Consider the following 12,987-nt stretch of genomic DNA (forward strand, 5'->3'; position numbering starts at 1 on the left):
CAGAAACTTAAACCACATGAAAAAGTAGGCCAAAGTGTAGACACATCATCATGAAGTTAATTTTAAGTAGAATAATCAACCTCAGTAACTTCTAGAAACACCATGGTTGACCTTAGTACAAACCATATTAGTCGAGGTTAAGTTGCGCTTCGTGCAAATCCAGCGGATAAACTGTAGATATTTTATCTTCTTTGGTACATTTTACAGCGACCTTATTTGTCCCTACAGCCGTGGAATATCGACAAGTAACAAATTGCGCCTTCATACCAAACTTACGTTTATAATCAGCAACCACTTTGTCTATTTGCTGTTGCATCTGAGGAGTTGCTTTCGCGTAAAGTGCATCATAAAAATTGACCCACTCTTTAATACCTGACTCGGTGGCCACACCTAACCAACCCATACCAATTAATGTTGACTGCTCAACATGCTGGCCTTTTAAAAACATAAATGCCAAATAATACTGTGCATCTTTATAACCCCATGTAGCGAGTTCGCCAAGCGCCTCAAATGCCTCGGGATATGCTTTTTGATGGTAGAGCTTAATGCCTTTTTTTCTTGCTTATGGATGGCATCAATATCTTTAATGATGGCACGATTAGATTGGCACGCAGGGAGTAGCGTGATCAATACAGCAAGAAGAAGTAACTTATGAATCATAATAAATACTCAGCTAACTTTGGCCATAAAACTTACAATTTAAGCAGGATAACTTGCTGCGATTAGGAGCGTAAAAGGGAATAAGCTGTAAAATTGAGGGATTTAAACTAAAAAAGCGGCGGGACACACCCCCACCGCTTTATTCAACACACTCTCTTCTTTCGAAGATAAAGGAACATAAGTATGCGAATACTTTGAATATTAACGATATTTTATTACAAAACAACGAAAATATCCGATATTTTTTTAAAGTCGAATACCACCGTCAATTTCGACGACACGACCGGTAAAGAACTCATTTTCAATAATATATTGTGCAGTATGGGCAATTTCTTGCGCTTCACCCAAACGGCCAACTGGCTTCATTTTAACCAAGCGGTCTTTTGCTTCTGGCTTCATCGCATCCGTCATCTTAGTACGGATAACACCTGGCGCAATAGCGCCGACACGAATGCCATAACGACCTAGCTCTTTTGCCCATGTTGTCGTCATTGCCACAACACCAGCTTTTGCAGCTGAGTAATTAGTTTGGCCAATGTTACCAGCACGCGCCACACTCGACATGTTAATAATCACGCCACCTTGATCTGCCTCAATCATTTTAACAGCCGCTTCGCGACCACATAGGAATACACCTGTAAGATTGACATCCATCAGTGATTGGAACTGATCAAGCGACATTTTATTAATCACTTCACCTTCTTTGACTTTAACAAATAAGCCATCACGTAAAATACCCGCATTGTTGATAAGCACAGATAGCGAGCCAAAGTCTTGTACAATTTTATCAAATACTTCTTCTACGTTGCTTTCAATACTGACATTTGCAACGTAAGTTCTAACGGTTACATCAAATTGGCTAAGCTCCTCAACTGCTGCATGCAACACTTCTTCTTGCATGTCTACAAGCGCAAGATTTGCACCTAAGCTCGCCATTTTATGTGCCATAGCAAGACCTAAACCTTGCGCGCCCCCAGTAATAACAACCGTTTTATTTTCTACATTCATAATTAAATTTTAAACCTTTACGTTTTAAGACTTTTCAGAGAAAAGTTTAAATATCGCACTAAAATCTTCCGACCCTTTGCCTTGATTTTGCATCAGGTTATACAGATTTTTCGCCAGTGCGCCCATTGGGGTGGCTGAATTTGTCTGCTGAGCGGCCTGCATTGCAAGTCCTAAGTCTTTTGCCATCAAATCCACCATGAAACCCGGTTTGTACTCATTTGAAGAAGGCACATTGTCCAGTACATTCGGGCATGGGTTATACACTTCAAGTGTCCAATTGCGCCCAGAGCTATTGAGCATGATTTCGCTCAATACTTTGGGATCTAAGCCGTGATCTACACCCATTTGGAGTGCTTCGCTGGTCCCTGCCATTAAAATTGACAGCAGCATATTATTACAAATTTTTGCGACCTGCCCGGCACCTATGTCCCCAGCGTGATAGATATTTTTACCCATATCTTTCAACACTGTGTGCGCTTTGGCAAATTCTTCGTCGCGTCCACCAACAATGAAAGTCAACGTCCCAGCAGCGGCCCCTGCCACACCCCCAGACACTGGTGCATCAACAAAAGATACGCCCGCATTTGCCAGTGTTTTACCAACAAACTGAGCAGACTCTGCATCTATTGTCGAACAGTCAATAACCAGTGCCGACTTACTAAGGTAGTTGATTAATCCATCTTCGCCAGTATAAATTGAGCGAACATGTTTGCCCGCAGGCAGCATGCTGATCACAAAGTCTGCGCCTGCGCAGGTATCAGATACTTTCTTAGCGGCACTAGCACCTTGCTCAACTAATTGATTTACAACTTGTTCATTTAAATCAAATACAGTGACATCGTGACCTGCTTTAACTAAGTTTGCGGCCATTGGGCCACCCATATTACCTAGGCCAATAAATCCAACTTTTGCCATTTTTATTTCCTTACATACTTGCTAATGGGTGGTTTTCATCATCCCACTTTGGTACAAAAAAGCCGTCAACCACCTTGCTATCAACCTCAGCAATTGATTTAAAGTGCCAATTTGGTTTGCCGTCTTTATCAATTAACAGTGCACGCACACCTTCTTGAAATTCACCGACCTCACCACAGTGAACGGACATATTAAGCTCTTGTGAAAAACAGGCTTTTAACGATTGACCAGCAAGGCGTTTAAGTTGCTCACTGACCAGCACGGCACTTAAAGGAGAACCATGTTTTAAACCTGCTTGGGCCTTGCTAAGCCACTTATTATCGCTGCTATCCATTGACAATATATGATCAACTTGCACAGCTAAATCAGCATGCTCCACTAACTTCTTAATGTCTTTTGCAAGTGGCTTGATTGCACTGTTTGGCAATGAATGTGCGCCCTCTTCTATCGATAATAGAAGCTGCGTCAACTTATCATGGTTGAGCACATTCGTTTTGCCCCAGTTCACTTCACTTAAGTTATGAAGCAAAATATCAAAATGATCCGCATTAATGAAATGATCAGCTAACCCGACAAACTTCGCATCATTGGCATTCACAGAGGCGCCTGTTAAACCTAAAAATAGGCCAACGCCCTCTGGCATTTTGTTAAGGAAATACGAGCCACCTACATCAGGATATAAACCTATGGTAATTTCAGGCATCGCAATACGAGATGTCTCAGTAACCACGCGGTGACTCGCCCCTGCCATTAAGCCAAGGCCGCCCCCCATAATGATACCGTTACCCCATAAAAGGATAGGCTTGTCATAATTATGGATTTGATAATCTAGGCGGTACTCTTCGCTAAAGAAGGTTTCCAAGTAATTATTGTCATCGTCAGCAGCCATCGCTTTGTACAGGCTAACAACATCACCGCCTGCGCAAAATGCCTTCTCGCCAGCGCCTTTAAGCACGACCATAGCAATGCTGTCATCTGCCGACCATTCGCTTAACTGCGGCGCAAGTAAACGGATCATATCTAAGTTAAGCGCATTCAACGCTTTTGGCGCATTTAAGGTCGCAACGGCGACCTTCATGTCGTTATTACAGTGCGCCAATTGGAACACGACTGGCGCGTCTTCTTGGTTTAGTAACTGTAATTCAACCATTAGCCATTCACCCAATTTGCTTTGCGTTTCTCTAAGAATGCGTTTACGCCTTCTTTTTGATCTTGTGTATCAAATAATGTCACGAACAATTCGCGCTCAAGCGGCAGTGCACTGTCAATCGTGCCTGAACGACCTTTTTGAATAAGTGACTTACACGCCGTAACCGCTACAGGGCTTTGATCTTCCACTTTTGCAGCAAGTTCCAGCGCAGCTTCTAGAGCTTGCCCCTGCTCTACCACTTCTTCAACTAAGCCAATCTTCTCTGCTTTGTCAGCTTTAAGACGCTCACCGCATAAAATCATACGCTTCGCCCAACCTTCACCAACCAGCCAAGATAGGTTTTGTGTGCCACCAGCACAAGGAAGCAGACCAACCTTTGCTTCAGGTAGTGCCATTTGAGCTTGTGCTTCAGCAATACGAATATCACACGCCAACGCCACCTCTAAACCGCCGCCCATTGCAAAGCCATTGATGGCCGCAATTGATACACCACGGAAGTTGCTCAGTGTTTCGAATGCTTCACCAAAGACACGCGACATATCGGCAGCGACGCCTTTGTCACCATCTGCGAATACATTTAAATCAGCACCCGCTGAGAAGAACTTCTCACCTTCGCCGGTAATTACAAGCGAGTAGATTTCTTTATCCGTGTTTAATTCGTTTACCAGCTCTTTTAAGCCAACTAGCGTGTCACGTGTCCACGTGTTTGCAGGTGGATTAGACATAGTAACAATTGCAGTGTGACCACGTTTTTCAAGTTTTAATTGTGCAGACATTTATTTGCTCCTTATAAAACGCTTGCAGCGCCTTCGGCTAAAATTCGACGGGCAATGATCACACGCATGATCTCGTTAGTGCCCTCTAAGATTTGGTGAACGCGCACATCACGTAAATGGCGCTCAAGTGGGTATTCTTTGATATAACCATAACCACCGTGGATCTGTAGTGCATCATCACACACCTTTGTGCCTACATCTGTCGCAAAACGTTTTGCCATCGCACAGTAAGTGGTTTTCTCCGGGTCATTGCTATCTAGTTTAAACGCTGCCAAGCGAACCATTTGGCGCGCAGCAACTAGCTCAGTGTTCATGTCAGCAATTTTAAATTGCAGTGCTTGGAATGCAGCCAAAGGTTTACCAAACTGCTGACGCTCCTGCATATACTCTTTTGCTGTATTCAGTGCTTGCTGCGCAGTACCAATAGAGCATGTGGCAATATTAATACGACCGCCATCTAGACCCTGCATCGCAAATTTAAAGCCTTCGCCTTCTTTACCCATTAGGTTAGCTGCTGGAATTCTGACATCTTCAAAGGTAATTAAACGTGTTGGCTGTGCATTCCAGCCCATTTTCTCTTCGGCTTTACCATAAATCACGCCAGCCGCACCCGCTGGGACAACAAATGCAGAGATCCCTTTAGGGCCTTCTTCGCCAGTACGTGCCATAACAACTAATACGTCTGTTTCACCTGCACCAGAGATAAACATTTTTGAGCCATTTAAGACATACTCATCACCTTCAAGCACCGCTTTTGTTTTAAGTGACGCCGCATCAGAACCTGAACCTGGTTCGGTTAAGCAATAGGATGCTAATAATTCACCCATTACCAGCTGGTCCATATATTGGCTCTTCACCGCATCAGTACCAAAACTGGCGATCATCCAAGTTGCCATATTGTGGATAGTCAACATCGCTGTCGTCGCGGTACAGCCCATAGACAGCTGCTCAAAGATAATGCTTGAATCTAGGCGAGATAGACCTAGGCCACCCGCTTCTTCTGGTGTGTATAAGCCGCAAAAACCCAACTCACCCGCTTGTTTAATTACATCTTTAGGAAAAATATGCTCCTGATCCCAGCGCGCAGCATTTGGCGCAAGTTCAGTCATAGCGAATTGGTAAGCGGTTTCGGCGAATGCCTGTTGATCTTCATTCAGATTAAAGTCCATAAAAGACCTCTCTTGTTGTCGTATCAAGCGATTTTCATCACTTGTTTTTATTCTTGTTGCACCTGATCTGCGTCAGGCGGTACTACTAAAAGCCCAGCATAGGTACTGGGCTTTGGAAATATATTGGATTAACGTAAGTTAATGCTCATATTAGGGCCGGTTACCGCTTCATCAGCAAACCAGCGAGATGTGATAGTCTTCGTCTCTGTGTAGAAACGAACACCTTGTTTACCATACGTGTGCACATCACCGTAGAAAGAGTTTTTCCACCCCGTGAATGAGAAGAAAGGAAGTGGCACAGGAATAGGAATATTAATACCAACCTGACCTACTTGAATTTCTTGTTGGAATTTACGAGCAGCAGCGCCGCTTGCTGTGAATAACGATACACCGTTACCATACGGGCTGTTATTAACCAGCGTGATTGCTTCTTCAAGCGTATCAACAAACACACAATTTAATACTGGACCAAAGATCTCTTCTTTGTAAATGTCCATGTCTGTTGTCACATTGGTAAATAGTGTTGGGCCTACCCAGTTACCGTTTTCATAACCTTCCACGGTAAAGTTAGAGCCATCAAGTAAACAAGTTGCACCTTGCTCTTTGCCCGATTCAATCAAAGACAGAATACGCGCTTTTGCCGCTGCTGACGTTTGTGGGCCGTACGCAGCTTCCGGATCATTCCACACACCCGGACGCACTTTTTCAAGGCCCGCTTTTAAGTCATCAACCCACTCTTGTGATTTGCCGACAAATACAGCAACTGAAATACCCATACAACGCTGGCCAGCAGCACCCACTGATGCACCAACAAGGTTATTAATTGTTTGCTCTTTGCTCGCGTCAGGCATAATTACCATGTGGTTTTTAGCACCTACACAAGCTTGGACACGTTTAAGGTTTTCCGTGCCTTTACTATAAATGTATTGACCAACACCACACGAACCAACAAATGAGACCGCGCGGATCTCTGGAGCTTCTAAAATCTGGTCAACTTGATCTTTGCCACCGTGCACAACCTGTAACACCCCTTTTGGCGCACCGGCTTCCTCGAATAGTTCTACTAAGCGCATTGGTGTTAGTGGATCTTGCTCTGATGGTTTTAGTACAAATGTATTTCCGCATACAATCGCCATTGGGAACATCCAAAGTGGGATCATTGCAGGAAAGTTAAATGGCGTGATACCCGCACATACACCAAGCGGTTGAATGTATGAATATGTATCAATGTTGCGTGCTACATTTTCAACGGTTTCACCCATCATCATAGCTGGCGCATTAGCTGCTTGCTCAACTACTTCAATACCGCGCCAAACATCGCCTTTGGCATCTTCGAATGTTTTGCCAAGCTCATGACAAATGATGGTTGCGATTTCTTCTTGGTGCTCTTTTAATAATGCAGCATAGCGCATCATGATACGTGCACGCTCAGGTACAGGGACATTCTTCCAAGTTTGGAACGCCTCTTGTGCTGAATTAATAGCGGCTTGTACTTCTTGTGACGTAGCGCAAGGTACCTGTGCAAGGACTTCTTGATTTGCTGGATTAACAACGTCTAACCATTTGTCAGACTGCGACTGTGTGAATTCACCGTTGATGTATAATGGTACCTGGTGCATTTTGCACTCCTCCCCAAAAAAACTGAAAGTAGCGCCGCGTTAGAAATTAGTATAAGTGCGGCGCTTTGACGATTTTAAACTTCTACTGCTAGTGCAACCGCCTCACCACCACCGATACACAGTGATGCGATGCCTTTTGATAGACCACGATTGCGAAGTGCATGGATAAGTGTCACCAAAATACGCGCACCACTTGCGCCAATTGGGTGACCTAGCGCACATGCACCGCCATTGACGTTAACTTTTGCACTATCAAGTTGCATTTCATTGATAGCAAGCATAGTTACCATGGCAAATGCTTCATTGATTTCCCAAAGGTCTACGTCTTCTTTTGACCAACCCGCTTTATCAAGCAATGAGTTCATTGCACCGACAGGCGCAATTGTAAACTCAGCTGGCGCTTGAGAATGTGTAGCATGTGCCACAATTTTACATAGCGGTGTTAAGCCATGTGCCTTTGCTTCTGACTCACTCATCAAAATAAGCGCCGCTGCACCATCTGAAATAGATGACGAATTAGCTGCTGTGATGGTGCCGTCTTTTTTGAACGCTGGACGTAGTGAAGGAATTTTATCTGGACGTGCGTTACCTGGCTGCTCATCTGTTGTTACTTCAATGTCGCCTTTGCGAGTAGAAATAACATGTGGGATAACCTCATTGTCGAAGTTGCCGCTTTCAATTGCTGCGTTTGCTTTACTTAATGAATTAAGAGCAAACTCATCCATATTTTCGCGAGTAATGCCATATTGATCTGCAGTATCTTGAGCAAAGCAGCCCATTGCTTTTTTATCATATGCATCTTCAAGACCATCAGCCATCATGTGATCGATAACTTGATTGTGGCCCATGCGCATACCACCACGCGCATTTGGCATGAAATATGGTGCATTTGTCATGCTTTCCATACCACCTGCAATCGCAGTTTTGATACTACCTGATTTAATTAAATCATGAGCGAACATGGCTGCTTTAAGACCTGAGCCACATACTTTATTGATAGTTGTTGCACCAGTTGAACGTGCTAGACCGGCATGCAAAACAGCTTGGCGCGCTGGCGCTTGGCCAAGGCCCGCAGGCAGTACACATCCCATAATAACTTCATCGATGCTGGCATCCGATAAACCAGTATCATTCATGACAGCTTTAATTGCAGTTGCACCTAAATCTGTTGCAGCTGCACCAGATAGGCTTCCCATAAAACCACCCATAGGGGTACGTTTGGCTGCTACGATGACTACGGCTTCGTTACTCATTTAAAACTCCTGTTAACAAGCAAATTGCTTGCTTTTAGTAATCTCTTACGTCGAGCATACCTAAAATTTACGTTTACGCCAACGTAAATCTAAAAACAAGCGCTTTGCGATTTTCAAAAATGTAAAGTTTACTTGCACAGCTGTCTTGCCAAGTTGGCATTTTACTGCGCATTCCCTTGCTATATCCCATGTTTAAGAGCAAATTAACAAAGCATATAGTGCCTTATGCGAGCTAAAAGTAGTTCAAGATCCAGATTTTGCATATGCGACTAAAGCATGATGCAAAAACGACACTTTACCTTTACGTAAACTTCACTTATATTGGTCTAATCAGTTTCGAAGTAAGTGTGTAAATAATGCAAGACACCAATAAAGAACCAACCTACTCAATAAGCGAACTCGCTAAGGAATTTGACATTACCACACGAAGTATTCGTTTTTATGAAGATCAAGGATTACTTTCGCCAGAACGTAATGGTCAGACCCGAATTTATTCAAAACGAGACAAAGTGCGCCTCAAACTTATTCTGCGCGGTAAGCGACTTGGTTTTACGCTTGCCGAAACTGGTAGATTGTTTGAGCTTTATGATGCAGACAAATCCAGCGAAAAACAGCTCCATACTATGCTGCAATTAATAGAAGAAAAAAAAGCAGATCTAAGTCAGCAAATGGATGACATAAAAGTCGTACTCATGGAGCTAGTGACAGCAGAAAGACGCTGTCTCGATACATTAAAAGAATTACAAGACTAATCAGTACACAGTATTTGTTCGCTGAGGCATTAACCATAATCAACCTCAGCCACCCGCAAGGGTATAACACAAATTCTCACACAGGATGACAACAAGATGAGCACAGTATCACTATATAAAGAACTCAATTTTGGACTTGGTGAAACCGCAGATATGATCCGTGATCATGTCAATAACTTTGCCACCAGCGAAATCGCGCCATTGGCAGAAAAGACCGACCAAGAAAATAACTTTCCAAATGAGCTATGGCCAAAGTTTGGCGAAATGGGCTTACTCGGCATCACTGTGCCAGAGGAATTTGGCGGTGCGAATATGGGCTATTTAGAGCACGTAATCGCGATGGAAGAAATTAGCCGTGCAAGCGCGTCTATTGGTTTGAGCTACGGTGCACACTCTAATCTGTGTGTAAACCAAATCAACCGCAACGGTAACCAAGCACAAAAAGAAAAATATTTACCTAAGCTAATCAGCGGCGAGCACATCGGCGCATTGGCAATGAGTGAGCCGAACTCAGGTTCTGATGTAGTTTCAATGAAACTCAAAGCCGAGAAAAAAGGCGATAAATACGTACTAAACGGCAACAAAATGTGGATCACCAATGGTCCTGATGCCGATGTATTTGTTATATACGCCAAAACTGAATTAGACGCAGGCCCTCGCGGTATTACCGCTTTTATCGTTGAGCGTAACTCTCCTGGTTTTTCTACTGCGCAAAAACTCGATAAGTTAGGTATGCGCGGGTCAAACACCTGTGAGCTTGTATTTGAGGATTGTGAAGTACCTGAAGAAAATATTCTAGGTACGTTAAACGAGGGCGTTAAAGTCCTCATGAGCGGACTTGATTATGAGCGCGTTGTATTAGCAGGTGGCCCACTGGGTATCATGCAAGCATGTATGGATGTAGTTGTGCCGTATATTCATGAGCGTCAACAGTTCAATCAATCAATTGGCGAATTCCAATTGGTACAAGGCAAAATCGCAGATATGTATACGCAAATGAATGCGGCGCGTTCGTACGTATATACCGTAGCAAAAGCCTGTGACCGTGGTGAAACCACCCGTAAAGATGCCGCTGGTGCAATTTTATATGCCGCTGAACTTGCCACCAAACTTGCTCTAGACGCGATTCAGCTACTTGGCGGTAATGGTTACATCAATGAATACTCAACTGGTCGACTTTTACGTGATGCCAAACTCTATGAAATTGGCGCGGGTACGTCTGAGATACGTCGTATGCTGATTGGTCGTGAGTTATTCAATGAAAGCCGTTAAGGAGAAGTGGCATGACAGTATTAAATACATCAGTTAATACGCATGACCAACAATTTAAAGACAACCATGACGCTATGGCGTCATTGGTTGCTGATTTAAATGATAAGGTCGCAAATTTAAGTCAGGGCGGTGGCGAAGCCCTCATTGCCCGCCATCAAAGTCGCGGTAAACTGTTTGTGCGTGACAGGATTGATACGCTTCTTGACGAAGGCTCTCCCTTTTTAGAAATTTCTCAATTTGCCGCGTTTGGCGTATACGAACAAGACATTCCATGTGCTGGTGTTGTCGCTGGGATCGGGCGTGTTAAAGGCGTCGAATGTATGATTGTTGGCAATGACGCGACTGTAAAAGGCGGTACCTATTTCCCTTTGACGGTTAAAAAGCATTTAAGAGCGCAAGAAATCGCGGAGCGCTGCCACTTACCATGTATTTATTTAGTCGACTCTGGTGGCGCTAATTTACCTGAGCAAGACGAAGTATTCCCAGATAAACTGCATTTTGGGCGCATCTTTTATAATCAGGCCCGTATGTCAGCCAAAGGCATTCCGCAAATTGCCGTGGTCATGGGCTTATGTACCGCAGGTGGTGCCTATGTGCCCGCCATGGCTGATGAAAGCATCATAGTGAAAGAGCAAGGTACGATTTTCTTAGCAGGTCCACCTTTGGTAAAAGCCGCAACAGGCGAAGAAGTCAGTGCTGAGGATTTAGGTGGGGCAGATGTCCACTGCAAAGTGTCTGGTGTGGCCGATCACTATGCAGAAAATGACGAACACGCCCTCTCAATTGCACGCCAATGTATTGAACGACTAAACCATCAGCGCCCTACCCAACCTATTCTAAAAGACATCAAGCCACCAAGATATGATATTAGAGAGATCTACGGTATTGTCGGTACCGATCTGAAAAAACCATTTGATGTCAGAGAAGTCATTGCGCGTATCGTAGATGACTCTCAGTTTGACGAGTTTAAGCGCTACTTTGGCGAAACGCTTGTCACCGGCTTTGCCGAAATATTTGGTCGCCCAGTGGGGATCGTCGCAAATAACGGCATCTTGTTTTCAGAGTCGGCGCAAAAAGGCGCACACTTTATCCAGCTGTGTGCACAACGTGATATTCCTCTGTTGTTTTTACAAAATATCACTGGATTTATGGTTGGCCAAAAATACGAAGCCGAAGGCATCGCCAAACATGGTGCCAAAATGGTTACCGCTGTGTCTTGTGCAGACGTACCTAAATTTACAGTGCTTATTGGTGGCTCATATGGCGCTGGTAACTACGGCATGTGTGGTCGCGCATACGAACCCACCATGATGTGGATGTGGCCAAATGCACGAATATCCGTCATGGGCGGTGAACAGGCAGCTGGCGTACTCACACAAGTCCGCCAAGATGGCTTAGCGCGTAAAGGTCTAAGCATGAGTGACGATGAAGTTGCTGAGTTCAAAAAGCCGATTGTTGAGCAGTATGAGAAACAAGGTCATCCATACTACGCCAGTGCAAGACTGTGGGATGATGGCATCATCGACCCGGCAGATACACGCAACGTATTAGGTCTGGCGTTAGAAGCTGCGGCGAACGCGCCGAGTCAAGAATCTAAGTTTGGTATTTTCAGAATGTAGGGGGCGTACATGTCTGTCACTTTAAATATTACAAAGAGCAAAGTGGCGATTTTAGAATTAAGTCGCCCTGAAAAACATAATGCATTTAATGCTGAAATTATCGCAGAGCTAATCAAAACCATTGATTATGCCAATGAGCTAGACATTCGCGCATTGGTTTTAAAAACCAATGGTAAGCATTTTTCAGCCGGCGCTGACTTAGCTTGGATGAAGTCAATGGCGGATAACAATTATGAAGAAAACGTCGCTGACTCTCTAGAGCTGGCAAAGCTGATGCAAGTGCTGGCTTCCTCTCCTCACCCAACGCTATGCTTGGTGCAAGGTGCCGCTTTTGGTGGCGCTCTTGGCCTTATCGCTTGTTGCGATATCGCGATTGCCTCCCCCAATGCAAAATTTTGCTTAAGCGAAGTCAAGCTAGGCCTTATCCCAGCGGTTATTAGTCCATATGTGATTAAAGCGATCGGCGAAAGGCAGGCGAGACGTTACTTTTTAACAGCTGAAGTCTTTCAAGCTGAGAAAGCCCTCGAGCTTGGGCTTATTCACCAGATCAGTGACAATTTAGAACAAAGCGAAGAGTACTTCATTGAGCAGCTTTTAAATAACGGCCCTACTGCCGTCAAAAGTGCAAAGTCGCTGATTGATGAGGTCGCTGGTAAAGCCATCGATGAGCAACTGATCAAACACACCGCAAAACGCATCGCTGAAATTCGAGTGAGTGAAGAAGGACAAGAAGGTTTGAGTGCCTTTTTTGATAAACGCGCGCCTAATTGGCAACCGACGGCAAGCGAATAAGG

At 44.3% G+C, this 12,987-nt stretch carries 13 protein-coding genes; 4 read left to right on the plus strand and 9 right to left on the minus strand.

The window, feature by feature from the left end; genetic code table 11:
* Window positions 1-127: 127 nt before the first annotated feature.
* The 9 genes from N477_RS25595 to N477_RS06535 form a co-directional block, all read right to left on the minus strand.
* On the minus strand, window positions 128-448 hold the full coding sequence (locus tag N477_RS25595; RefSeq protein ID WP_081216497.1) for a hypothetical protein: 321 nt from the start codon (window positions 446-448) through the stop codon (window positions 128-130).
* A complete protein-coding gene (locus N477_RS25600; protein WP_081216498.1) occupies window positions 439-660 on the minus strand; it encodes a hypothetical protein in 222 nt (73 codons plus the stop codon). The genes N477_RS25595 and N477_RS25600 overlap by 10 nt, the downstream gene beginning before the upstream one ends.
* A gap of 246 nt (window positions 661-906) precedes the next feature.
* Entirely contained in the window at window positions 907-1,668 is a 762-nt protein-coding gene (locus N477_RS06505; protein ID WP_063362427.1) for an SDR family oxidoreductase, read from the minus strand.
* A 24-nt stretch (window positions 1,669-1,692) separates the two neighbouring features.
* Entirely contained in the window at window positions 1,693-2,583 is an 891-nt protein-coding gene (gene mmsB / locus N477_RS06510) for a 3-hydroxyisobutyrate dehydrogenase (RefSeq protein ID WP_063362428.1), read from the minus strand.
* A 10-nt stretch (window positions 2,584-2,593) separates the two neighbouring features.
* Window positions 2,594-3,733 (minus strand): enoyl-CoA hydratase/isomerase family protein, encoded by a 1,140-nt coding sequence (locus N477_RS06515; RefSeq protein ID WP_063362429.1) that lies wholly within the window; start codon window positions 3,731-3,733, stop codon window positions 2,594-2,596.
* Window positions 3,733-4,509, minus strand: coding sequence for an enoyl-CoA hydratase (locus N477_RS06520; protein WP_063362430.1), 777 nt, complete (start codon window positions 4,507-4,509; stop codon window positions 3,733-3,735). Before N477_RS06520 ends, N477_RS06515 begins: the two co-directional genes overlap by 1 nt.
* A gap of 11 nt (window positions 4,510-4,520) precedes the next feature.
* Window positions 4,521-5,678, minus strand: coding sequence for an acyl-CoA dehydrogenase family protein (locus tag N477_RS06525; RefSeq protein ID WP_063362431.1), 1,158 nt, complete (start codon window positions 5,676-5,678; stop codon window positions 4,521-4,523).
* Window positions 5,679-5,806: 128 nt separating this feature from the next.
* Window positions 5,807-7,297, minus strand: a complete 1,491-nt coding sequence (locus N477_RS06530) for a CoA-acylating methylmalonate-semialdehyde dehydrogenase (RefSeq protein WP_039607936.1) — start codon at window positions 7,295-7,297, stop codon at window positions 5,807-5,809.
* Between the two features lie 74 nt (window positions 7,298-7,371).
* Window positions 7,372-8,550 carry a thiolase family protein gene (locus N477_RS06535; RefSeq protein WP_063362432.1) on the minus strand — a complete coding sequence of 393 codons (1,179 nt, stop codon included), beginning with the start codon at window positions 8,548-8,550 and terminating at the stop codon, window positions 7,372-7,374.
* A 356-nt stretch (window positions 8,551-8,906) separates the two neighbouring features.
* Between N477_RS06535 and N477_RS06540 the strand changes: the two genes are divergently transcribed.
* The 4 genes from N477_RS06540 to N477_RS06555 all read left to right on the plus strand — a co-directional run bounded on the left by N477_RS06540 (window position 8,907) and on the right by N477_RS06555 (window position 12,985).
* Entirely contained in the window at window positions 8,907-9,302 is a 396-nt protein-coding gene (locus N477_RS06540; protein WP_023400459.1) for a MerR family transcriptional regulator, read from the plus strand.
* 96 nt (window positions 9,303-9,398) lie between these two features.
* Window positions 9,399-10,574, plus strand: coding sequence for an isovaleryl-CoA dehydrogenase (locus N477_RS06545; protein ID WP_039607934.1), 1,176 nt, complete (start codon window positions 9,399-9,401; stop codon window positions 10,572-10,574).
* 11 nt (window positions 10,575-10,585) lie between these two features.
* Window positions 10,586-12,193 (plus strand): carboxyl transferase domain-containing protein, encoded by a 1,608-nt coding sequence (locus tag N477_RS06550; RefSeq protein ID WP_063362433.1) that lies wholly within the window; start codon window positions 10,586-10,588, stop codon window positions 12,191-12,193.
* A gap of 9 nt (window positions 12,194-12,202) precedes the next feature.
* Window positions 12,203-12,985, plus strand: a complete 783-nt coding sequence (locus tag N477_RS06555) for an enoyl-CoA hydratase/isomerase family protein (protein ID WP_063362434.1) — start codon at window positions 12,203-12,205, stop codon at window positions 12,983-12,985.
* Window positions 12,986-12,987 lie beyond the last annotated feature (2 nt).

It is taken from the genome of Pseudoalteromonas luteoviolacea H33-S, assembly GCF_001625695.1.
Classification (GTDB): domain Bacteria; phylum Pseudomonadota; class Gammaproteobacteria; order Enterobacterales; family Alteromonadaceae; genus Pseudoalteromonas; species Pseudoalteromonas luteoviolacea_B.

What these genes read in the sequence shown, in the direction of transcription:
- N477_RS06545 (WP_039607934.1), top strand. Translation starts at nt 9,399, where the DNA reads ATGAGCACAGTATCACTATATAAAGAACTCAATTTTGGACTTGGTGAA.
- N477_RS25600 (WP_081216498.1), bottom strand. Translation starts at nt 660, where the DNA reads ATGATTCATAAGTTACTTCTTCTTGCTGTATTGATCACGCTACTCCCT.
- N477_RS06550 (WP_063362433.1), top strand. Translation starts at nt 10,586, where the DNA reads ATGACAGTATTAAATACATCAGTTAATACGCATGACCAACAATTTAAA.
- N477_RS06515 (WP_063362429.1), bottom strand. Translation starts at nt 3,733, where the DNA reads ATGGTTGAATTACAGTTACTAAACCAAGAAGACGCGCCAGTCGTGTTC.
- N477_RS06540 (WP_023400459.1), top strand. Translation starts at nt 8,907, where the DNA reads ATGCAAGACACCAATAAAGAACCAACCTACTCAATAAGCGAACTCGCT.
- N477_RS25595 (WP_081216497.1), bottom strand. Translation starts at nt 448, where the DNA reads ATGTTTTTAAAAGGCCAGCATGTTGAGCAGTCAACATTAATTGGTATG.
- N477_RS06525 (WP_063362431.1), bottom strand. Translation starts at nt 5,678, where the DNA reads ATGGACTTTAATCTGAATGAAGATCAACAGGCATTCGCCGAAACCGCT.
- N477_RS06535 (WP_063362432.1), bottom strand. Translation starts at nt 8,550, where the DNA reads ATGAGTAACGAAGCCGTAGTCATCGTAGCAGCCAAACGTACCCCTATG.
- N477_RS06555 (WP_063362434.1), top strand. Translation starts at nt 12,203, where the DNA reads ATGTCTGTCACTTTAAATATTACAAAGAGCAAAGTGGCGATTTTAGAA.
- mmsB (WP_063362428.1), bottom strand. Translation starts at nt 2,583, where the DNA reads ATGGCAAAAGTTGGATTTATTGGCCTAGGTAATATGGGTGGCCCAATG.
- N477_RS06530 (WP_039607936.1), bottom strand. Translation starts at nt 7,297, where the DNA reads ATGCACCAGGTACCATTATACATCAACGGTGAATTCACACAGTCGCAG.
- N477_RS06520 (WP_063362430.1), bottom strand. Translation starts at nt 4,509, where the DNA reads ATGTCTGCACAATTAAAACTTGAAAAACGTGGTCACACTGCAATTGTT.
- N477_RS06505 (WP_063362427.1), bottom strand. Translation starts at nt 1,668, where the DNA reads ATGAATGTAGAAAATAAAACGGTTGTTATTACTGGGGGCGCGCAAGGT.